Source organism: Microbacterium sp. HD4P20 (assembly GCF_019449275.2).
Taxonomy (GTDB): domain Bacteria; phylum Actinomycetota; class Actinomycetes; order Actinomycetales; family Microbacteriaceae; genus Microbacterium.
This window is the reverse complement of sequence record NZ_JAHZQZ020000012.1, coordinates 77,381-98,900: the sequence shown is the minus strand read 5'-3', so window position 1 is coordinate 98,900 and position 21,520 is coordinate 77,381. Positions and strand designations below refer to the sequence as shown.

The window sequence follows — 21,520 nt, the reverse complement described above, 5'->3', positions numbered from 1 at the left end:
TTCGTCTCTCGTGCGTCGATGGTGTGGGACGGATGCCGCGGCCGCAAGCCCCTCACGGTGCGGCCGCGGCATCGCCCGTCAATGGTTCTGCGGAAAGCCTAGGTTGATGCCGCCGTGCGTGGCGGGGTCGAGCCAGCGGCTGGTGATGGCCTTCTCCCGGGTGAAGAAGTCGAATCCGTGCACGCCGTACGCCTTGGCATCTCCGAAGAGCGACTGCTTCCAGCCGCCGAAGGAGTGGTAGGCCACCGGGACAGGGATCGGCACGTTGATGCCGATCATGCCGACCTGAACCTCGTTCTGGAACCGACGGGCTGCGCCGCCATCGTTGGTGAAGATCGCCGTGCCGTTGCCGAACTGACCCGAGTTGATCAGATCCAGGCCTTCGTCGTACGACTGCACCCGGACGACTGAGAGAACAGGTCCGAAGATCTCCTCCTGGTACGCGCGGCTGGTCGTCGGGATGTCGTCGATGAGGGTCGGGCCGAAGAAGAAGCCGTCCTCGTGACCGTCGACGGAGAACCCGCGGCCATCGACGACGATCTTCGCGCCATCCGCCTCTGCGATGTCCACGTAGCTCGAGACCTTGTCCCGGTGGACGTCGGTGATGAGGGGTCCCATGTCGGGCTCAACACCGTCCGCACCGGCACCGTTGCCGATCTTGAGGCGACCGATGCGCTCGGAGATCTTGGCGATGAGGTCGTCGGCGACCGGCTCGACAGCGAGGACGACCGAGATGGCCATGCAGCGCTCACCGGCTGCGCCGTAACCGGCGTTGACGGCTTGGTCGGCGACGAGGTCGAGGTCGGCGTCCGGGAGCACCAGCATGTGGTTCTTCGCGCCGCCCAGGGCCTGGACGCGCTTGCCGTGCTGGGAAGCGGTCTCGTAGATGTACCGCGCGATGGGCGTCGAGCCGACAAACGAGATGGACTGCACGTCGGGGCTTGTGAGCAGTCCGTCCACGGCGAGTTTGTCGCCCTGCAGGACCGTGAAGACGCCGTCGGGAAGGCCAGCCTCCTTCCACAGCTCGGCGAGCCAGAGCGAAGCCGAGGGGTCTTTCTCACTCGGCTTTAGCACGACCGAGTTGCCGGCGGCGATGGCGATGGGGAAGAACCACATCGGCACCATGGCGGGGAAGTTGAAGGGGCTGATGATGCCGACGACACCAAGTGGCTGCTTGAGCGAGTAGACATCGATGCCGGTGGAGGCGTTCTCGCTGAACGCTCCCTTGATGAAGTGCGGGAATCCGGTGGCGAGCTCGACGACTTCCTGACCGCGCAGGATCTCACCCATCGCGTCGGAGACGACCTTGCCGTGTTCGGCGGTGATGAGCTCGGCGAGCTCGCGCTTGCGCGAGTTCAGCAGCTCACGGAAGTTGAACATCACGGCCTGGCGCTTGGCGATGGAGTAGCTGCTCCACTCCTGGTAGCCACGGACGGCCGAGGCGATGGCCTCGTTGATGTCAGCCTCGTCCGCCAGCGCCACGTGTGCGCTGACTGCGCCGGTCGCCGGGTTGTAGACGGGGGCGGTGCGGCCGCTTTCCGATGAGCGCTCGGCGCCATCGATCCAGTGTCCGATGGTGCGAACGGTGGTGGTTTCAGAGGCCGCGGTCGAGCTTGCGGTGATGGTCATGGTGTTCCTTTGAGAGAGGAGTGAGTGTGGGAGTTCACACGGTTGCGTGGACGTCGGCGGTATGGACGAGCCCCGCGGCGGTGTCGACGGCCGCCGCGACGTCGCCGTCGGGCGGGTAGAGGAGGGTTCGACCGACCGTGAGGCCTCGAACGCCTGGCAGAGCGAGGGCATCCTCCCAAGCGGAGAACGTCTCGTCCGGGTCAGCGCCCGAGTCTCCGCCGAGAAGCAGTGTGGGCATGGTGGTTGCTTCCATCACCCGGGCCATGTCGGGGACGACCGGGAGCTTCATCCATGTGTGCGCGCTGCTGGCACCGAGCCCGGCCGCAATGGCCACCGAGAGGATGACGGCGTCCGCGGACAGGTCGTTGACGATCCGGCCGTGGTCCGAGTGGCTCATGAACGGTTCCAGCATGATCGGCAGGCCGGCCGCGGAGGCGGCCGTGACCGCCTCCGCGGTAGCTGAAAGTGTCGGAGCCGTTGCGGGATCGTGCAGGTTTATGCGAATCAGCGTCTTGGCGAAGTCGATGCCCGACTCGACCATGCGGGGGACGTCATACGCCGTGTAGCGGTCATCCATCTCGAACGTCGCTCCGCGCAGCCCGCCGCGGTTCATGGACCCGACGACGATCTTGTCGTTGAGGAGTCCGAGTGCGGCGAGGTCGTCGATGATGTCCGGCGTGCCGAGCACACCATCCACGCCGGGGCGGCTGAGCGCAACGGCGAGACGCTCGAGCAAGTCGTAGCGGTTGGCCATTGCGGACGCATCGGGGCCGACCGCGAGGGCGCCGCGCGCCGGATGGTCAGCGGCGACGATGAAGAGCCTGTCGTCGCCCCGCAGCACCTCGCGACGTGTGCGCTTGACTAGGGCGCGCTTGATGCCTTCCGGATCTTTTGCTCGCATGTCGCGCAGGTGGGCGAAGTCCTGGTCCGTGAGTATGCCATCGCTCATGTGCGAGCTCCCGTCTCGAGAATGGCGGTCACTTCGGATTCGTCCGGCATCGCTGTCGAGCACTCGAGTCGACCTGCGACGATTGCGCCGGCGATGTTGGCGAAGCGGAGCACCCGCTCGAGGTCCCATCCGGCAAGGAGTCCGTGGCACAGGGCGCCGCCGAACGCGTCGCCCGCACCGAGCCCGTTGACGACGCGCACCGGGTACGGCGCAACCTCGACGGTCTCGTCCGCTGTCTTTGCGAGCACGCCGCGCGGCCCTTGCTTGACGATGGCGAGCTGGATGCCCCGCTCCAGGAGGGCGTCGGCTGCGCGCTGCGGGTCGGTTTCACCGACGGCGACTTCGCATTCTTCTCGATTACCGACTGCGACGGTCGCGGACGCCAAGGCGGCTGACACCCGAGCGTGGGCCGTTTCGCGATCCGGCCAGAACATGGGCCGGTAGTCCAGGTCGAAGATGGTGAAGGACTGCCGGCCACGCGACGCCAGCAGAGACTGGTGCACTCCTCGGCTGGGCTCCTGGCTGAGACCGGTGGCCGTGAACCAGAGAACTCTTGCCGACCGGACAGCCTCCTGATCGAGGTCGTCGAGGGAGATGTTCAGATCGGGAGCTTTCGGCTCACGGTAGAAGTAGAGCGGGAAGTCGTCGGGCGGGAAGATCTCGCAGAACGTGACCGGGGTGGCGAGCGATGGGTCGACGCCGACATAGCGGTCGTCCACGCCAAGCGCTCCGAGCTCGCGCCGCAGGTAGCGACCGAACGGGTCGTCGCCCACCCGCGACAGGAGGGCGGATGCGCGTCCGTAACGCGCTGCGGCCACCGCGACGTTCGCGGCGCTGCCGCCGAGGTACTTACCGAAGGTCTCGACATCTTCCAAGCCGACGCCCGACTGCAGCGGGTAGATGTCGACGCCGAGCCGGCCGATTGCCAGGACGTCGAAGGGATTCTGTGACTCAGTCATACTCCGCTGTACAACCTTCTCTCGCGGGCGCTGCGGGCGATGAACGAAAGAGCGTCCATATGTCCTAACAATAACACATGAGTTCGACCGGTCAACCGAGGATCCCGAATCCGCATGACAAACTGATCGAAGTGTAAGATTGTCCCGACAATATGCCTTGGGTGGGGGACGGACGATGGCGAACGACGAGACCGTGTGGCCTGACGAGCTGTTCGTGGACCTCGACCGGACCGGTCCTGTTCCGCTCTACTTCCAGGTATCCAGCCGCCTAGAAAGCGCGATTCGTTCCGGACGCATCGCCCCGGGTGCGCGCCTCGAGAATGAGATCGCCATCGGGCAGCGTCTCGGACTGTCCCGCCCCACTGTGCGTCGCGCGATTCAGGAGTTGGTCGACCAGGGCCTTCTGGTGCGTCGTCGCGGAATCGGAACCCAGGTCGTGCAGGGGCAGGTCACACGTCAGGTGGAACTGACGAGTCTGTACGAGGACCTCCAGACGGCACACCACGAGCCCAGCACGAGGGTGCTCACGCATGAGCTGGTTCCCGCCAGTGACGCAGTCGCCGAGGGTCTAGGCGTGCCGAAAGGCGAGGAAGTCGTCTTTATGCGCCGTCAGCGCAGCACGGACGGTGTGCCGGTTGCCGTGCTGGAGAACTATCTGCCACGGGAGTTCTCCGACATCACGACGGAGCAGTTGGAATCGCGCGGGCTCTACCAGATCCTCCGAGGCCGCGGCGTCACCATCCGGATCGCCAAGCAGAAGATCGGCGCTCGTCGCGCCACCGGAGACGAGAGCGAGTTGCTCGACATCGATAAGAGCGGCGCCGTCCTCACCATGGACCGGATCGCTTTCGACAGCTCAGGCCGGGCAGTCGAGTACGGTCACCACTGCTACCGGCCGGACATGTACAGCTTCGAGACGACGCTCGTCGCGAAGTAGGGAGTTGGCCGTCAGGCCCGCTTCCCCCGGCGTCGGGACGCGATGTTCGGCGGCCTTGGCTAGCGCATACGGGCAAGCCCGCGCACACGCCGCCAGAGCGCGTGCGCGCGGGCTTGCTCGCGGATGAGTCAGGCCTCGACGGCCACCGGGCGGTTCTCCTCCACGGACGTGATGCAGGCAAGTGCGATAGCGAGGGCCGCGCGAGCATCCTCGCCGCGAGCACCGGTTACTGCGCCAGTGCGGATGGCGTTGACGAACGAGACCAGCTCGTCGGTGTAAGCCTGGTGGAACAGATCGATGTTCAGTCTCGTCGTGGTCGCCTCCTGGCCCGCGGCCGAGTAGTGGCGCATGCTGGTCGAGCGGACGTCGCCCGCAGTCACCATGCCGGCCGAGCCGAACACTTCACCGCGGACGTCGTAGCCGTAGACGGCGGAGAAGTTCGCCTCCGCCGCCGCGAGCGCACCGTTGTGGTAGCGGATCGTGACGAGCGCGGTGTCGAGCAGGCCCGTCTCCTTGAACTCGGGGGCGACGAGCGCGTCAGCCTTCGCGAACACCTCGACCGGCCGCGCGCCGGGGTTGAACCAGTTGAGGGTGTCGAAGTCGTGGATCAGGGTCTCGAGGAAAATCGTCCAGGGCTTGACAGCGCCGGGATTGGCAAGGCCCGGGTCGCGGGTGAGTGAGCGTAGCAACTGGGGCGTCCCCACGCCACCCCGCTCGATGACGTCGTGCGCGGCGGCGAAGTCGGTGGAGTATCGCCGATTGAAGCCGACCTGCAGAGGCACTCCGGCCTGTGCAGCGGCGCTGATCGCTCGATCGGCGTCCTCGAGGGTGAGGGCCATCGGCTTCTCGACGAAGACCGCCTTGCCTGCGCGTGCCGCCGCGACCACCAGGTCGGTGTGCGTGAACGCCGGCGACGAGATGACAACCCCGTCGACCTCCGGGTCGGCGAGAAGGTCTGCGCTGTCGAGGTACGTCTTCGCCACACCAAGCGGCGACGCGACACGCTCCGCGGCGCCCGGCTGCGGGTCGGCGACTGCTTCCAAGACGGCGCCGGGAATGCGCTGCGCGATGGTTTCGGCGTGGAACGTGCCGATCCAACCCGAGCCGATCAGCCCGAGCCGCACAGTGCCCGACCGCTCGTCCGCCTTGGACGGCTCCGTGATCGACTGGCTCATGAGGTCTCCTTATCTCCGGCGCCGACGACGGCGACGGTCGACATCGACACCCATATGCGGGACACAGCCCGCGTGCGGTAATGGCTTGCACCTTTGTCCTGACAATAGCACGAGGATCTAGCACGTGCCAGTCGGCGAAGGGCGCCGGTCTCCCTAGCGGGCGGCGAAGGCCTCACGGAATCGCTCGAGCGCGAGGTCGGAACCACCTGACGGCCATGCCTCCAACGCCACGACGCCGCTGTAGCCGGCGTCCGCCAAAGCCACCGACACGTTCGCGTAGTTGATCTCGCCCGTGCCCGGCTCGAAGCGGCCCGGATTATCTGCGACCTGGATCTCCCCAACCCAGGGAAGCACCGCGCGCGTACGCTCGATGAGATTCCCCTCATCGATCTGCGCGTGGTACAGGTCGAAGTTCATTCGGAGTCCGGGGCTGTCGACCGCCTGGACCAGCTGGACGGTGTCGTCCGAACGCGCGAATGGAGTGCCGGGGTGATCGACTCGCGTGTTGAGGTTTTCGAGCGTGAATGTGCGTCCCGCCTCCTCACCCAGCGCTGCGAGCCGACGGAGCGTGTCGACGGCACGCAGCCAGTCGGTTCCCGTCGTCGACCAGCGCGGGGCAACGGGCAGTCCGCGATCATCAAGACCCGTTCCGTGGACGTTGAGTCGTGGGCAGTCCAGTTGAGCCGCTACTTCCAGCGAGCGGCGGGCGGAGCGGAGAAGCGCCTCCGCCCCGTCCCGGTCGATCAGGTCGCCGGTGATATACCCGGTCATCGACGAGAATCCTGCGCCGCTGGCAGCGAGCGCCGGGATGTCCTTCGCGGTCCAATCCCAGATCTCAACGAGGAAGCCGGCCTTGCTGATGGCATCGACGCGCTCGAGGAAAGGGCGCTCTCGGTAGAGCATCTCGGCGTTGGCCGCGAGCGTGAATGGGCTGGTCACGGCTATCCCTTCGGTGATGACGGCTGGTGCGATGCCGCGCTGTGGCTTGGCCGAGTCGACTGGCTGGACGAGCACGTGAGTGAGGAACGTCGTCGTCGAGCGAGCGATCGGGAGTGGTTTCGCCTCAAACTAGCACGTGCCAACAATCTTGACAGAATGTATTGACAAATAGCTTGGCTTTGCCGCACACTCGACGCACGACAGAGACGTCACCCGAGGAGTACTCGACGTCGATTCGTCCTCACCGAAAGGGAAATCACATGAAGAAGCGCTTGTGGAGCGGTATTGCCCTTGCCGCCGCAGCAACCCTCGTCCTCACCGCTTGCTCCGGCACCGGGCAGGAGACCACCAACGGTGGCGGTGACGACACCGCCAGCGAGTCCAAGGGATTCACCTATGCCGTCGTGACTCACTCGGGCCCCGGCGACGCATTCTGGGACCGCGTCAAGTCGGGTGCTGAGCAGGCCGGCCGCGACTATGGCGCTGAGGTGCTCTACAACAGCGACCCCGACCCCGCCAAGCAGTCGCAGCTCATCGACAACGCTGTTGCTCAGGGCGTGGACGGCATCGTCGTCTCGATGGCCAACCCCGACGGCCTTCAGACGAGCATCGAGGCTGCCGTGGAGGCCGGCATCCCCGTCGTCACGATCAACTCGGGCATGGACCGTTCCGCAGAGTTCGGCGCCCTCACCCACGTCGGTCAGGACGAGAGCATCGCGGGCGCCGCGGTTGGCGAGCGTCTGAGCGACGAAGGGCTGACCAATGTGCTCTGTGTCATCCAGGAGGCCGGCAACGTCGCCCTCGAGGAGCGGTGCAGCGCGACGGCCGGCTCCTTCAGCGGCACGGTCGAGAACCTTCAGGTCGATGGCACGAACGACGCCGAGGTGAAGGCGACGATCAAGTCCAAGCTGCAGGCCGACCCCTCCATCGACGGCGTGCTCACCCTCGGTGGTCAGTACGGAATCGACGCTGTCGGCGCGGTGGAAGAGTCCGGCAGCAGCGCCAAAGTCGCCACGTTCGACCTGTCTGAGGACGTCGTGAGCGCGGTGTCCGACGGCACCATCCTGTTCGCCGTGGACCAACAGCCGTATGTGCAGGGCTTCATGGGTGTCACCGCTCTGTACCTGAAGAGCCTCAACGGCAACGATCTCGGCGGCGGCCAGCCGATCTACTCGGGTCCCGCGTTCGTCACCTCGGACAACGCCGACCAGGTCGCCGAGTTCGCCGCGAACGGCACGCGATAGTCGACTTTCGGCCGGGCGAGGGCAGCTCGCCCGGCCGAATCGCTTGAAAGGAATCCCACCGTGACTACGACTGACATCGTCACAATCGCGAATCGGCCACGGCTGGAGCGTCAGCCGATCCGTCGCCTTCTCGCCCGGCCCGAGATCGGCGCGCTGGTGGCTGCGCTGGCGGTGATGATCTTCTTCTCGATCTACACCGACAAGTTCATGAGCCTCGCCGGCGCGGGCGTCTGGCTCGAATCCGCGTCGACCTTCGGCATCATGGCCGTCGCCGTGGCGCTTCTGATGATCGGCGGCGAGTTCGACCTTTCCGCGGGCGTCATGACCGGGTTCACGGCCCTCATCGTCGGCGTACTCACGAGCCACTACGGCCTCAACATCTGGGTGGCCGTAATCGTCGCCCTTGCGGCGGCGCTAGCGGTCGGCGCGCTGAACGGCTTCCTCGTGATGCGGACTGGACTTCCCAGCTTCATCGTCACCCTGGGCACATTTTTCGTCATCGCCGGTATCGACCTCGCCGTCACCAAGCTGATCACCGGACAGGTGGCCATTCAGGGCATGACAAAGGTGCCGTTCTACAACACCATCCAGCCTCTGTTCGGATCCTCGATCCAGATCGGAACGGGCACGTTCTACATCTCTGTCCTGTGGTGGTTCATCGTCACCGCCATCGCCACGTGGGTTCTGCTGCGCATGCGGGCCGGGAACTGGATCTTCGCTGTCGGCGGCGCCGCCAACTCCTCGCGCCAGGTCGGCGTCCCGATTCTCAAGACGAAGATCGGCCTATTCATGACCACCGCAGGTGCCGCATGGCTCGTCGGGATGATCTCCCTGTTTCGGACCTCGACCGTCCAGGCGAACACCGGCGTCGGGCAGGAGTTCATCTACATCATCTGCGCGGTGGTCGGGGGCTGCCTCCTCACGGGCGGCTTCGGTTCCGCCATCGGTGCGGCCCTCGGGGCCCTCATCTACGGCATGGTGTTCCAGGGCATCACCTTCGCTCAGTGGGACACCAACTGGCTTCGTACCTTCCTCGGCGCGATGCTGCTGCTGGCCGTGTTCCTCAACCACTGGGTCCGACTGCGAGCAAGCGGAGGCTCGAAATGACAACGACGACCACGCCCGGCACCGCTGTGCTCGAAGTCAGGAATGTTGCAAAGCGATACGGCGCCATCAACGCGCTGCACGGCATCTCCACTGTGGTCAGCGCCGGACGCGTCACCTGCGTCCTCGGGGACAACGGTGCGGGAAAATCGACCTTCATCAAGATGCTCGCGGGCGCTCACGCGCCGACGGAAGGAGAGATCCTCCTCGACGGTGAGCCGGTCACATTCTCCTCGCCGCGCGACGCGCTCGACGCCGGCATCGCGACGGTCTACCAGGATCTCGCGGTTGTCCCGCTGATGCCTGTGTGGCGCAACTTCTTCCTCGGCTCCGAGCTGACGAAGGGTTGGGGCCCGTTCCGCCGGCTGGACGTGAAGCGGATGAAGGAGATCACCTACGTCGAGTTGGCGAACATGGGCATTGATCTCCGGGACGTGGACCAGCCCATCGGAACCCTCTCCGGCGGAGAGCGACAGTGTGTTGCTATCGCTCGCGCGGTCTACTTCGGAGCGCGTGTCCTGATTCTCGATGAGCCGACCGCTGCTCTCGGTGTGAAGCAGTCCGGTGTCGTGCTGAAGTACATCGCTCGCTCCCGCGACCGCGGGCTTGGGGTTGTCTTCATCACGCACAACCCGCATCACGCGTACCCCGTCGGTGACCGCTTCTTGTTGCTGAACCGAGGAACAAGCCTCGGCGACTACGAGAAGAAGGATCTGACGCTGGCGGAACTGACAAGCCTGATGGCGGGCGGCGCCGAACTGGAGTCGCTTGCGCACGAACTCGAGCGCACGATGGGGACGGACTCGGACGTCGTCCGCGAGTTCGAACGCGAGGCCGACGCGATTCCCGTCGCGCTACGGGCTGAGGACGAAGAGGCCCCAACGGCGTCCATCTGAGCAAGTATGTGAACAGACAACGTCCGTGACCGCGGGCCGGGATGGCGGTGCCGTTCCGGCCCGACTCCATCTGGGAAGATCAGCCAGAAGGCAAGGCAGACATGATGGAAGAAACCGGGACACCGCTCTCGAGCAAGAAGTCGCGCGAACGTCCGACCATGAAAGACATCGCCGACCACGTGGGGATGTCTCGGCAACTCGTGTCCATCGTGCTGCGGGACGCAGAGGGTGCGAGCGAAGCGTCGCGGCAGCGGGTTCTGGACGCCGCGCGGGAGCTGGGCTACTACCCTGACGAGTCCGCCCGGCTGCTGCGCCAAAGGCGCAGCGGGCAACTCGGTGTTCTCTTCACGATGCGTCAGCCCTTCGAGGTCGACCTGGTCGACGCGCTCTACAGGCAAGCGGCGGACTTTGGATACCGTCTCGTGCTCAGCACTGTGGGCCTGGGCCGATCCCAGGACACCGCTCTCGACGAGCTCATGCGTCAGCGCATCGAAGCCCTTATTGTCCTGACGACGGAGTCCCCTGACGGGATCATCCACCGCCTGCCGTCGGGGATCCCCATCGTGCTACTCGGCGGACCGCAAGCGGCCGGACGGCACGACGAGGTTCACGTGGAGAACGAGCGAGGGATGGAGCTCGCCGTCGGACATCTCGTGGAACTCGGGCACCGCCGTATCACCTACATCGGGCCATCCGTCGGACCGAATGCGGCGGAAAGACTCGCAGGGTACGCGGCTTCCATGCGGGCTCAGGGCTTGCAGGACCTTATCGACACCATCGAGGCGGACTATACGGAGGACGCTGGATACGCCGCGGCGCTTCATCTGTTGGAGCGAGACGAACGCCCGTCGGCGCTGGTCTGCGCCAACGACCGGTGCGCGTTCGGCGTGATGGAAACGCTGCTGCGCGAGGGAGTTTCCGTACCCCAAGACATCTCAATCGTTGGTTTCGACGACAGCACAGTCGCACGGCTCCCGTTCATCGATCTCACGAGTGTTCGACCGAACCCTGAACTGATGGCACGTATGGGGTTGGAGGCGGCAGCGCGTCGCCTAGCCAACGCAGATGACCCCGAGTGGTATCAAAGCGTCCCCCCGACGCTGGCGGTGCGGGGCTCGTCTTCGCCGCCGGCAAACCGCTAGCGCCCCTCCGACGTGCGGTTGCATCAAGGCGGTCCCATCTGGGATCGCCTTGATGCAACTTTCCTCCCGGTGCTGGAAGATGCGGATGATCGCGTTGCCAGGCCACCCAGCTCAGCAGCGTCCACGTGTCGAGGAAGGCCGACTGATAAGGGGTCGAGCGGCTGCCCTTAGTCGCTCATCTCCGCGGCCCTCCGGCCAATGCGCCTTGCTGGCGCTCCGCGGCCAGCCACGAGCGGAGGTCACCGACGTCTCCGATGAGGGAGCGGGATCGTGCGAGGTCTGCGTGGTATGCGGACCCTCCGGCGAACCATCGGAACATGGCCTTGAGGTCTTCATCGTCGCCGAGGTATGCGAGGGGGATGCTCTCGAATCGTGCCGGCACGCCGAAGGCTTCGTGCGTCCGCTCGGCGACGAGGTCGAGCGTGAGCTCGTCGCCCGCCACCTCGATCGCGTCGCCGTCGAGTGCGGTCTGATCCAGGAGGAGCCGCGCGGCCGCGCGACCCACGTCGCGAACGGCGATCATCTGGACGGGAACGTCCCCCGGCATCGGCATGCGGATGACGATCTCGCCGTCCTCGTTCGGCGTGAGTTGCGGCGCCAGGTTCTCCATGAAGAAGACGGGCCGGAGGACGGTGGTAGGCACGAGACCCCTCAGCCGCTGCTCCACCCGGAACTTGCTCTCGAAATGAGGGATACCTGTTGCGCGTTCCGCTCCACCCACCGACGAGTAGACGACCCGGGGGACGTTCGCGCGGGCTGCGGCGTCGGCCACCGCCAGCCCTCGGCGCAACTCTCCGTCCGTGCCGTCGGGGCCGTCGAAGGTGGTCATGAAGAAGAGGGCCGCGACGTCCGCGAGACCGTCGGCCAGCGATCGCGCGTCTTCCTGGTCAGCGTGAACCACGTCCACACCCGATTCGCGAAGGGCACGCGCCGCGGGCGCGTCGGGGGTGCGCACGAGGGCGCGAATCGGCACGTCGAATTCGTGCAGAGCGTTGATGACGCTGCGGCCCTGATGGCCGGTCGCGCCGATGACGGCGATAGGGAGTTCTTGCGGGGTGGTCATTTCAATCCGTTCGTGTGACTTGGCTTTCGAGCGCGCCGATTCTCATGCGCGATGGGTGCACGGGAGAGAGCCCGCGGAGCGCGAGAGTCGTTCTCGCGGTCGGAGCAGAGTCAGATCGATTTCAGCGCCCTGATCCGGTCGTCGGCATGAGCAGGATCTGGCCGCAGCGACTTCAGGATCAAGAGTGAACGACATCTCGTGTACCTCTTATGGGGGAGGTGAGACCGGATATCAGTCCGCGTCGGGGACCGCGACGATCTTGCCGCGGAGCTCGCCGGCGGCGGCCTTCGCGTGGATCGCCGGCAGTTCGCTCAGCGACACGCGCTGGGCGACGTTGACGGTCAATTCGCCGCTGTCGACGAGGGACACGATCTGGGAGAGCTCGTCCACGTCGGCTCGAACGAAGACTCCTGCCGTGCGGACTCCTCGCGTTTCGTCACCCGGCGTGGTCATCCATGCGGTGGTGGCCACGACGATACCCCCGTCGCGAACCCGGTCCACGAGCGCGCCGAACTCTTCGGGGCTGATCGGCGCGAGGTTGAACAGGACGTCGACAGGCTCGGTCACCGAACCCAGGACGGACGAGGTGGTGTGGTCGATGACCTCGTCGGCCCCGGCGGCGGTCACGGCGTCACGGCTGCGCGGGCTGGCGGTCGCGATGACGTAGGCGCCGGCGCGCTTGGCGAGCTGGACCGCGTATCCACCAACGGCTCCCCCGGCGCCGGTGATCAGCAGGCGCTGACCCTCACTGAGCCCAGCAAGATCGAACAGCCCCTGCCAGGCGGTGAGTGCGACCGACGGCAGCGCCGCCGCGTCGGCCAGGTCGATGCGGGACGGCGCCTTGACCAGGACGTCAGCGGGGGCGACAACGTACTCGGCTGCGGAACCGTCTGCGCCCATTGGGATGAACCCGACGACGGCGTCCCCGACGTGGAGGTTGGTCACGCCGTCGCCCACGGCGTCGACGGTGCCGGAGACGTCGTAGCCGGGTACGTGAGGCAGCGTCACCGGGAAGGGCAGGGTGCCGCCGCGAATACCGGCGTCTGCGGGGTTGAACGCCGAGCCGGCCACGCGGATGCGCACCTGTCCCTCGGCCGCGACGGGCTGGTCGGCGTCCTCATAGCGAATGACCTCGGGGCCGCCGAACTGGTGGAAACGTACTGCCTTCATGATGATCTCCTTGGTTGATGCTTCGAAATCGAAGCAACTGATGAGACTGTATCACTGCTTCGAGTTCGTAGCAAGCGCTTCAAGTTCGTAGCAGCACTACACTTCTGTCATGGCTTCTTCCCCGCAGCGCATCGACCCCACTCAGCTGAGCGCGTACTTCGCGCTCATCGAGGTGAGCAGCCTGTTGCGCCACGCCGTCGAACAGCAGCTGCGGGATGCCGGCGACCTCAGCTACGTGCAGTTCCAGCTCCTGGCGCGCCTGGGGGCTTCACCCTCCGGCAGCTATCGGATGACCGAACTCGCCGATGGCGTGGTGTACAGCCGCAGCGGGCTCACGTATCAGGCGCAAACACTCGAGCAGCGCGGTCTGGTCACGCGCTCTCCATCTGTCGACGACGACCGCGGCACGACCGTCACGATCACTGCACAGGGCCGGGAAGTCCTGGAGCAGGTGTTCCCCGGCCACATCGCGCTGCTCACCGAGATGCTCTTCGAGCCGCTGGAGCCCGACCATGTCGAAGCCCTGGCCGACGTACTCGGCCGAGTGCGCGACCATCTGCGCGCGGCACCCCCGCGCTCCGCGGCCCCGCGCCGGCGCAAGGCCACCTGACCCGGGGTCCCACCGCACAAGCGTTCAGCTCAGAGGGGAGGTGATCAGGAGCGGTAGCGCGTCGCAAGTTCGGGCGACTGGGCGCCGAAGGCGGTGAGGTCTGCGGCAAACACGTTCTGGAGCATCTTCTCCTGTTCGACGCCAGGGGCGGTGACGGTCTCACCGAGCTCGATTCCGCGGAGGCTGGCTGTGACGACGTCTGCGGCGCTCATGCGGGGGACGGCCGAGAGATCCATGCCCTGACGTTCGTGGAATTCGGTCGCCACCACGCCGGGCAGCAGTGCCTGCACCGCGATGCCGTTCGGGGAGAGTTCCGCGCTCAGGGTCTGCGAGAAGGCGAGCGTGTAGGCGAGGGTTGATGCGTAGACGGCGCGTCGAAGTCCGACTTGATCGAGCGTCGCGGGGCCGCTGAACGCGATCATGCCGGCTACGTTGACAATCTGTCCGGTCCCACGGCCCACCATGCCCGGAGTGATTGCGCGGGTGAGCAGGGTCGGAGCGAGCACCTTCACGCCGACGAGTTCCGTTGCCTCGGTTTGGGACAGTTCGATGAATGCCTTGTAATGCGCAACGCCCGCGTTGTTGACCAGCAGCGTCACGGGCTGCTCACCGACGGCGGTGATCACGTCTCGAATGCCCGACGGCGTCGAGAGGTCCGCGACGATGGCCTGGACGCGGACGCGCGGGAACTCGGTGGCGAGTTCGTCCAGGCGCTCTTGGCGGCGGCCGACCGCGATGAGGTTCGTGCCCTGGGATGCCAGGCGACGGGCGTACTCCCGGCCGATTCCGGAGGATGCTCCGGTGACAACAGCCAATCCGCTCATGGTGGGCTCCTTCTTCCTGGTGGGCTTGCTGTGATCAAGGGTGGTCCCCGCGGAAGCGGTGATGGTAAACCCCGCTGATAGTGGGACCACGGGGACCACGATCACGCCGGTACCCGCGGTTTAGGCTTCGGGTATGGCGCCCGAAGAGAACATGCTCGGCGACTACCTGCGCGCTCAACGCAACCGCGTGCGTCCCGATCACGTCGGTCTGCCTGCCGGACGCAACCGCCGCGTACCCGGTCTCCGGCGCTCCGAGGTGGCACTCCTGGCGGGGATCAGCTCCGACTACTACCTTCGTCTGGAACAAGGCCGGGACCGCCGTCCTTCACAGCAGATCCTCGAAGCCCTCGCGCAGGTGTTCGATCTGGACCCCACGGGAACGGCGTACTTGCTATCCCTCACCGACCAGCCTGCGATCAGGTCACGCAAGCGGCCGCGGCGTCAGGCCGTTCCTGACAGCATCAACTTGCTTCTGTCGTCGATCAACCTGCCCGCTTTCGTCGAGGGCCGCTATCTCGACGTCCTCGCCGCGAACCCACTCGCGACTGTCATTTCACCGAGGCTCGCAATCGGCCAGAACCGGCTCCGCGACGTGTTCCTCGATGCTGACGAGCAGGCGCTCTACCCCGACTGGGAGGACACCACCGCTCGTCTCGTCGCCGGCTTCCGGCGATCGGTTGGAACCGACACGAACGACGCACGCTTCATCGACCTCGTCGGAGAACTCTCGCTCGCTAGCGAGCGCTTCAGGACGCTGTGGGCGCAGCAGGACGTTCAGGCGCGGCAGAACTGGCCCATCACCATCGATCATCCCCTTGTCGGCGAGATCACGCTCAACCGGGAGAAACTCATCATCGGCGACACGGCCCACTCGCTTGTTCTCGCTATCTATCACCCCACACCAGGACCGGGCAGCGCAGACAAGTTCGACCTTCTCACCTCATACAGCGCGGCAGCGCCTCTCGCGGATCGCTCGGAGGATCGGAACTAGGGGCCGGCGCAGGCGGTGAGGGAGATGATGACCGCCGACGCTGCAACGACGGTGGATCCCGTTCGGCGATTCATGCCGTAACTTCCTCGATCTTGGTCTCCGGGACGCGGATCCTTCGCGCTGAGCAGGAGAACGAGGTCTTCCGTTCACGCTCGGGGACACTTGGCGTCTCAGGAATGCGATTCGGGGGCCTGTGTACCGCGATCTGCAGCGCACGAATATGCCCTTTGACCGCGGATTCTTGGCGGAGACGGAGGGATTTGAACCCCGCCTGCAGGATGGCGCTCCATGGTGTTCAGGCGGAGTTGCGCTGATTCGACGGGGTTCGCGGTCCGGTTCATGGACGTTCAGAGGTGTTCGCGAGGGCTCAAGTTTACGCGATTCTTACGCGGGGAACCGGTGAGTGATAGCGCGCGATGGGGTGCGTCAGCCGCTTCCGCGTGGAATGACTTTCGCAACAGCATGGGAGATCGCGTCGGCTGGTTCGCTTCCCTCGATGCTCAGGAACCGTTCGGCGAGCGCCCTCCCCGTCTTCCTCCCGTCGACTTCAATCGTCGTCAGAGGCGGCGATAGGAACGGTGCGAATGGGGTGTCGTCGACGCCAATTACGCGAACGTCGTCAGGCACGCGCATCGCCAGTCGCTGTACTGCTGACAAGACCACGCTGGCAATTTCATCGTCGAATGCGCATATTCCGACCTTGCCCTCGCGGGGAATGACGGAAGCAACCGCAGTCAGGGACCGGTCCAGGTCCATGCTGACGTCGATGTGGCGGGGCGGCGGCAAGCCGCGGGAAGCGCAGACGGCGATGACTCCAAGCTCGCGGGATCTCGCCATGACCGTTCGAAGATTTTCCTGGGTCGGCGACGCGTACAGCAGTGCATCCGCTCCTCCGTCGAGGAGATAGTTCGCCTGGAGCGCGCCGATTTCTTCCTCCCACGGCCGTCGGAACGTGGGGTCGCCTTGGCCGGAGGAATAGACGCGTGGAACGCCCGCCGCGGCGATGTCCGCCTTGAGTTCGGGACTCAGCGCGGCGAGAGCTAGCACGCCATACGGACGAATTTCCTCGACTAGCGCGCGGAGCGCTCTTTCAGTCGTGAACTGGTGGGTGATGGGTACGAACTCCCCCTCGGTGAGCCGCGCGCCGATTGCGGTGAGAAATGGTTCCGTCACGAAGCCATGCAGCGCCGGCTCTGTCACCACCAGGACAATACGGGAATGGCCGCGACGGAGGGACGCAGCTGCGGCGCTGGGCACGTACCCAAGCTGCGCAGCAGCCGCCCGTACCCGCTCGCGCGTCGAATCGGGGATGGTCTGGCCGGCCACATCGTTCAACACGTAGCTGACAGTCGCGCCGGAGACACCGCTCAAGCGACCAACGTCCGCGGCTGTGACGCGACGCTTAGTGGGAGTTGCCGCGGGCTTATTCGTCGCCATCTCATCATTCTCGCTCAGCATCAAGGGTTACGCCAGTAACTTTGACCTTTAAGCGAACAAACACCAAACCCTTTGCTCGCTGGCACTTGTACGTTTAAGTGAGGTCGGGTAGCCTGCAACTGCGACAGCTCGCGCCATGCGATCTGAGTCGCGCTGACTCGACTACAAGGGAGTATCGATGAGAATCTTCACCTCGCGCCGTGGGCGTGGTATGGCCCTCGCAGTGGCAGCGGCTTCGGTCGCCGTGGCTTTGACCGCATGTACGGGTGGCGGGGGGAACCCGAGTGGCACGGCGACCTCAGATAAGGACTATGCGCAACTGCGCTTGGCCAGTTCGACGGCTCCTGCATCGTGGGATCCCGCTCTGCAGACGAGCGCGTTCGATGGCATTTGGCAGTGGACCGCGGTGTACGACACGCTGCTGACCTGCAACCAGGACGGCACAGTCGGCCCTGGTGCGGCAGAGGAGTTTGACTTCACCGACGACAACACGACGCTCACCATGACGTTGCGCGAAGGGATGACATTCGAGGATGGCTCCCCCGTCGACTCCGCGGCCGTCAAGGCGTCGATCGAGCACATGCAGAGCGGTGGGGGATCGGGCGCGGTACGCGTGGCAGGTCTCGCGATCGAGGCACCCGATGATCGCACGGTCGTCGTCACGGCACCCGCCCCACGGGGCCTCCTAGCGACATACATGTGCCTCAGCCCGGGCATCATCGCCTCCCCCGCCGCCATCAGCTCCCCGGACGTGGACTCGGTGCCCGTCAGCTCAGGGCCCTACACCTTCGACGCAGCGAACTCAACCAGCGGCTCCGTGATGACATTCGTCAAACGCGACGACTACTGGAACGCAGACGCGTACCCCTACGAGGAGATCGTCGTGACGGTGATGACCGATGTCACCGCCCGGCTAAATGCGTTGAAGACCGGTCAGGTCGACGGCGCGACGCTGTCGGCGCAGACGTTCGCCGAGGCCGAAGCGTCGCAGCTGGCGATCACGGAGTGGGTCGATGCGACGAACGGCATCGTCATCTTCGACCGGGACGGCACGATGGTGCCGGCGCTCGCCGAACCGAAGGTTCGACAGGCGATGAACATGGTTTTCGACCGCGCGGGCATCGCGCAGGGCTTGTTCCAGGGTCTCGTGGACCCGACGACGCAGATGTTTGGACCCGAAACGGAGGGATTCATCGCGGAACTGGACGATGAGTATGAGTTCGATGTGGAAGCTGCCAAGGATCTCATGGCGGAGGCCGGCTACGCGGACGGATTCACGATCGAGATTCCGTCGCGCACGCCGCAGACGGATCAGGCGAACCCGCTGATCGTCCAGCAGTTCGCCGAACTCGGCATCACGGTAACTGAGACTCCCCTCGCGGGAGCCACTGCGGTCCCCGAACTGCTGAGCGGCCGTTTCCCGATGACGTACATCAGCATGCCCCTTTCGTCGGGCCTGTGGGCAGTTGGGCAGGAGATCGCTCCGGACGCCACCTGGAACGTGAAGAAGAACGCTACCCCCGAACTCACGGCGCTCACGGATGCGGCACAACGAGCCACCGGTGAAGAACTCACCGAGACGCTGCAGGAGATCAACCGCTACGTGGTGGACAACGCATGGTTCATCCCCTGGAACAACCGCGTCGCATACTTCGGAACGGCCGAGGATGTGTCCATCGACGGCACGCCCGACCCCTACTTCCAGACTCCGCAGCTGAAGTCCTTCAAGTAGCCCGCTGTGACGTCGCGCCGAGGAGAGTGCCGCCGATGATCGGTTTCGTAGCAAGACGCGCAGGCTTCACTGCACTGCTCGCGCTGGGTGTCACATTCGTGACCTATGCGCTCGTCTTCGGCAACGGCGCCGCCATCGCGCGCGCAATCCTCGGCGTCGACGCCACCGAAGCTCAGGTCGTGGCCAAGACCGCAGAACTTGGCCTTGATCAACCGCTCGTCGTTCAGTACGTCCAGTGGTTGGTGGCAGCACTGGGCGGCAACCTCGGGACGAGCTACTTCACGGGCGAACCGGTCACATCGATCATGGCAAGCCGCATCCCCGTGACCCTCGCCCTGGTCGGAGTCGCCATGCTTCTTACCGCCATCCTGAGCGCAGCGCTTGGCATAGCAAGCGCCGTGGCCGGCGGCTGGATTGATCGAGTTCTGCAGTTCGTGGCACTCATCGGAACGGCGGTGCCCAACTTCATCATCGCCATCGTCCTGGTGATGACACTCGCTGTCGGCGCTCGCCTCTTCCCCGCCACCGGATATGTCCCCTTCGATCAAGATCCCGCAGCCTGGGCTCTGAGCCTCTTCCTCCCGGTGACGGCAGTCGTCATCGCCTCCGTCGGGCCGGCGTCACAGCAGTTCCGCGGCGCAGTGAAGGACGTCCTGGAGAAGGACTTCGTCCGAACTCTGCGAGCCAGAGGGATGCGACCGACGGCTGTCGTCCTGCGCCACGTGTTCCGCAACGCCGCCGGGCCCGGCATCATCATTCTCGGCCTGCAGGTCATCGTGCTGATGGGCGGCGTCGTCGTCATCGAGCGGGTATTCTCCCTCCCCGGTGTCGGTGAGCTCACCGTCACCAACTCGCTCCTCGGCGACATCCCGGTCGTCATGGGATGCGTCGTGTTCATCATCGCCGTCGTCATCGTGGTGAATCTCGCCACCGACGTGATCAACGCCGCCCTCAACCCGAAGGTGAGACAGCGATGAGTGAAGCCGCCGTCGTTCCCGTACCGGTCGCCCCCGCCCGCACCGTGGTGCAGCACCCCTTCCGTCGGCTCCTGCGCAATCCCCTCGGAGTCGCGTCGCTGATCATGCTCGCGGCGATCCTCATGGTGGCGATCCTCGCCCCATGGATCGCCCCGTTCGACCCAAACGCCACCCGCGTCGAGTACACCAACGCGCCACCGTTCACGACCGAATATCTCCTGGGCGGCGACTCTGCTGGGCGCGACGTCCTCTCCCGACTCATCTGGGCGGCACGAGGAACCCTCGCCGCCAGCGCCACGGTACTCGTGGTCTCCGTGACCGTCGGCGCGACCGCCGGGCTTCTGGCCGGCTACTACGCGGGGCCTCTGCAGTCGGCGACCAACTGGATCTTCGACGTCCTGCTCGCCCTCCCGGGAGTCGTACTGCTGATCGCCCTGTACACGGTGATCGGCCCGAACATCCTCCTCGCCATGGCGATCTACGGCTTCATGGTCGCTCCGATCTTCTATCGTCTGACGCGCGCCGTGGTATCGGCCGTGCGGAACGAGCTGTACATCGACGCTGCGAAAGTGTCAGGTCTCACCGACAGCCGCATCCTCTTCCGCCACGTCCTGCGGGCCGTGCGGTCGCCGATCATCATCCAGAGCTCCTTCATCCTGGGCGCCGCGGTCGGCATCCAGGCAGCCCTGGAATTCCTGGGTCTCGGCAGCCCGAGCGAGCCGTCCTGGGGTGGCATGCTCGATTTCGCGTTCCGCAACATCTACGTGGCTCCGATGGGCGTGCTCTGGCCTTCGATCGCCGTCACGGTCACCGTCCTCGCGTTCGTCCTGCTCGGCAACGCCCTCCGCGACGCGCTCGACCCGTCGTCGAAGCTGCTGGTCCTCGACCCGCGCCGCGCGATCGCCGCTCGCGGCGCCGCCGACGCACAGGCCGCGCCGGTCGAGCCGACGGCGGGCACCGTCCTCAGCATCCGCGGTCTTCGCGTCGCGTACCCGGTCAGCCGTGACGATCACCATGAGGTGGTGCGAGGGGTCGACCTGGAGGTCCGGCGCGGCGAGATCGTCGGTCTGGTCGGTGAATCCGGTTCGGGCAAATCGCAGACCGCGTTCAGTGTGCTCGGTGTGCTGCCGAAGAACGCACTCATCCTCGGTGGATCCGTGACCTTCGACGGCACCGAGATACTGCAGCGCAACTCAGCGCTTCGCGCGGTGCGCGGCACCAAGATCGCATACATCCCACAGGAGCCCATGACCAATCTCGACCCCACCATGACGATCGGCACCCAGATGCGTCATTGGCTGCGGTCTATCAAGAAGACCTCACGATCCGCCGCCGACCAGCGGATCACCGAGCTCCTGCGCCGCGTGGGCATCGCCGATGCGGAAGAGGTCATGCGCAAGTACCCTCATGAGATCTCCGGCGGGATGGCTCAGCGGGTGCTGATCGCGGGAGCCGTCGCCGGTGATCCCGAACTGATCATCGCCGACGAACCGACGACGGCGCTCGATGTCACTGTGCAGGCCGGCGTGCTCGACCTCATCCGAGAACTGCGGGACGAGGGGGATCTGGCGGTCATCCTGGTCACCCACAACCTCGGCGTGGTCTCCGACATCTGCGACCGGGTCGCGGTGATGAAAGAGGGTCGGATTGTGGAGGATGCGCCCACGATCGCGTTCTTCGCCGGCCCCCAGGCCGAATACTCCCGCGAGCTGCTGCGCGCGGCTTCGCAGCTCGAGTAAGGG

Annotated in this window: 19 protein-coding genes; 10 read left to right on the top strand and 9 right to left on the bottom strand. The window is 65.5% G+C overall.

What is annotated here, in order from left to right; all coding sequences use genetic code 11:
- Nucleotides 1-78: 78 nt before the first annotated feature.
- Genes K0817_RS05520 through iolC form a run of 3 tightly spaced genes read right to left on the bottom strand, consistent with a single transcriptional unit; the run spans nt 79 to nt 3,537 of the window.
- Nucleotides 79-1,629 carry a CoA-acylating methylmalonate-semialdehyde dehydrogenase gene (locus K0817_RS05520; RefSeq protein ID WP_219980395.1) on the bottom strand — a complete coding sequence of 517 codons (1,551 nt, stop codon included), beginning with the start codon at nt 1,627-1,629 and terminating at the stop codon, nt 79-81.
- A 34-nt stretch (nt 1,630-1,663) separates the two neighbouring features.
- The gene (locus K0817_RS05515) at nt 1,664-2,578 is read right to left on the bottom strand and encodes a class I fructose-bisphosphate aldolase (protein ID WP_219980894.1); all 915 of its coding nucleotides are present in this window, start codon (nt 2,576-2,578) and stop codon (nt 1,664-1,666) included.
- A complete protein-coding gene (gene iolC / locus K0817_RS05510) occupies nt 2,575-3,537 on the bottom strand; it encodes a 5-dehydro-2-deoxygluconokinase (protein ID WP_219980394.1) in 963 nt (320 codons plus the stop codon). Before iolC ends, K0817_RS05515 begins: the two co-directional genes overlap by 4 nt.
- Nucleotides 3,538-3,712: 175 nt before the next feature.
- On the opposite strand from iolC, the gene K0817_RS05505 reads away from it, so the two are divergent.
- Nucleotides 3,713-4,474 (top strand): GntR family transcriptional regulator, encoded by a 762-nt coding sequence (locus K0817_RS05505; protein WP_219980393.1) that lies wholly within the window; start codon nt 3,713-3,715, stop codon nt 4,472-4,474.
- A gap of 128 nt (nt 4,475-4,602) precedes the next feature.
- On the opposite strand, the gene K0817_RS05500 is transcribed toward K0817_RS05505, so the two are convergent.
- The gene (locus K0817_RS05500; RefSeq protein ID WP_219980392.1) at nt 4,603-5,649 is read right to left on the bottom strand and encodes a Gfo/Idh/MocA family oxidoreductase; all 1,047 of its coding nucleotides are present in this window, start codon (nt 5,647-5,649) and stop codon (nt 4,603-4,605) included.
- Between the two features lie 153 nt (nt 5,650-5,802).
- On the bottom strand, nt 5,803-6,588 hold the full coding sequence (locus K0817_RS05495) for a TIM barrel protein (protein ID WP_253735199.1): 786 nt from the start codon (nt 6,586-6,588) through the stop codon (nt 5,803-5,805).
- A 260-nt stretch (nt 6,589-6,848) separates the two neighbouring features.
- On the opposite strand from K0817_RS05495, the gene K0817_RS05490 reads away from it, so the two are divergent.
- Genes K0817_RS05490 through K0817_RS05475 form a run of 4 tightly spaced genes read left to right on the top strand, consistent with a single transcriptional unit; the run spans nt 6,849 to nt 10,974 of the window.
- Nucleotides 6,849-7,832: a sugar ABC transporter substrate-binding protein gene (locus tag K0817_RS05490; protein ID WP_219980391.1), complete on the top strand. Its 984-nt coding sequence runs from the start codon at nt 6,849-6,851 to the stop codon at nt 7,830-7,832.
- A gap of 60 nt (nt 7,833-7,892) precedes the next feature.
- Nucleotides 7,893-8,939, top strand: coding sequence for an ABC transporter permease (locus K0817_RS05485; protein ID WP_219980390.1), 1,047 nt, complete (start codon nt 7,893-7,895; stop codon nt 8,937-8,939).
- Complete coding sequence (locus K0817_RS05480) at nt 8,936-9,832, top strand: ATP-binding cassette domain-containing protein (protein ID WP_219980389.1); 897 nt, start codon at nt 8,936-8,938, stop codon at nt 9,830-9,832. Before K0817_RS05485 ends, K0817_RS05480 begins: the two co-directional genes overlap by 4 nt.
- 41 nt (nt 9,833-9,873) lie before the next feature.
- Nucleotides 9,874-10,974 (top strand): LacI family DNA-binding transcriptional regulator, encoded by a 1,101-nt coding sequence (locus K0817_RS05475; protein ID WP_219980388.1) that lies wholly within the window; start codon nt 9,874-9,876, stop codon nt 10,972-10,974.
- A 175-nt stretch (nt 10,975-11,149) separates the two neighbouring features.
- Here the strand turns inward: K0817_RS05475 and K0817_RS05470 are convergent, their stop codons facing one another.
- Complete coding sequence (locus K0817_RS05470; RefSeq protein ID WP_219980387.1) at nt 11,150-12,037, bottom strand: NmrA/HSCARG family protein; 888 nt, start codon at nt 12,035-12,037, stop codon at nt 11,150-11,152.
- A 231-nt stretch (nt 12,038-12,268) separates the two neighbouring features.
- Nucleotides 12,269-13,207, bottom strand: coding sequence for an NADP-dependent oxidoreductase (locus K0817_RS05465; protein WP_219980386.1), 939 nt, complete (start codon nt 13,205-13,207; stop codon nt 12,269-12,271).
- Nucleotides 13,208-13,316: 109 nt separating this feature from the next.
- Here K0817_RS05465 and K0817_RS05460 point away from each other — a divergent pair, with 109 nt between their 5' ends.
- Nucleotides 13,317-13,817 (top strand): MarR family winged helix-turn-helix transcriptional regulator, encoded by a 501-nt coding sequence (locus tag K0817_RS05460; RefSeq protein WP_219980385.1) that lies wholly within the window; start codon nt 13,317-13,319, stop codon nt 13,815-13,817.
- 44 nt (nt 13,818-13,861) lie between these two features.
- On the opposite strand, the gene K0817_RS05455 is transcribed toward K0817_RS05460, so the two are convergent.
- Nucleotides 13,862-14,641, bottom strand: coding sequence for an SDR family oxidoreductase (locus tag K0817_RS05455; RefSeq protein ID WP_219980892.1), 780 nt, complete (start codon nt 14,639-14,641; stop codon nt 13,862-13,864).
- Nucleotides 14,642-14,792: 151 nt separating this feature from the next.
- On the opposite strand from K0817_RS05455, the gene K0817_RS05450 reads away from it, so the two are divergent.
- Complete coding sequence (locus tag K0817_RS05450; RefSeq protein ID WP_253735198.1) at nt 14,793-15,632, top strand: helix-turn-helix domain-containing protein; 840 nt, start codon at nt 14,793-14,795, stop codon at nt 15,630-15,632.
- Between the two features lie 426 nt (nt 15,633-16,058).
- Here the strand turns inward: K0817_RS05450 and K0817_RS05445 are convergent, their stop codons facing one another.
- Nucleotides 16,059-17,069, bottom strand: a complete 1,011-nt coding sequence (locus K0817_RS05445; RefSeq protein ID WP_253735197.1) for a LacI family DNA-binding transcriptional regulator — start codon at nt 17,067-17,069, stop codon at nt 16,059-16,061.
- A gap of 325 nt (nt 17,070-17,394) precedes the next feature.
- Here K0817_RS05445 and K0817_RS05440 point away from each other — a divergent pair, with 325 nt between their 5' ends.
- Genes K0817_RS05440 through K0817_RS05430 form a run of 3 tightly spaced genes read left to right on the top strand, consistent with a single transcriptional unit; the run spans nt 17,395 to nt 21,517 of the window.
- Nucleotides 17,395-18,801, top strand: coding sequence for an ABC transporter substrate-binding protein (locus K0817_RS05440; protein WP_253735196.1), 1,407 nt, complete (start codon nt 17,395-17,397; stop codon nt 18,799-18,801).
- 35 nt (nt 18,802-18,836) lie between these two features.
- A complete protein-coding gene (locus tag K0817_RS05435; RefSeq protein WP_219980381.1) occupies nt 18,837-19,778 on the top strand; it encodes an ABC transporter permease in 942 nt (313 codons plus the stop codon).
- Nucleotides 19,775-21,517, top strand: coding sequence for a dipeptide/oligopeptide/nickel ABC transporter permease/ATP-binding protein (locus K0817_RS05430; protein ID WP_219980380.1), 1,743 nt, complete (start codon nt 19,775-19,777; stop codon nt 21,515-21,517). The genes K0817_RS05435 and K0817_RS05430 overlap by 4 nt, the downstream gene beginning before the upstream one ends.
- Nucleotides 21,518-21,520: the final 3 nt, after the last annotated feature.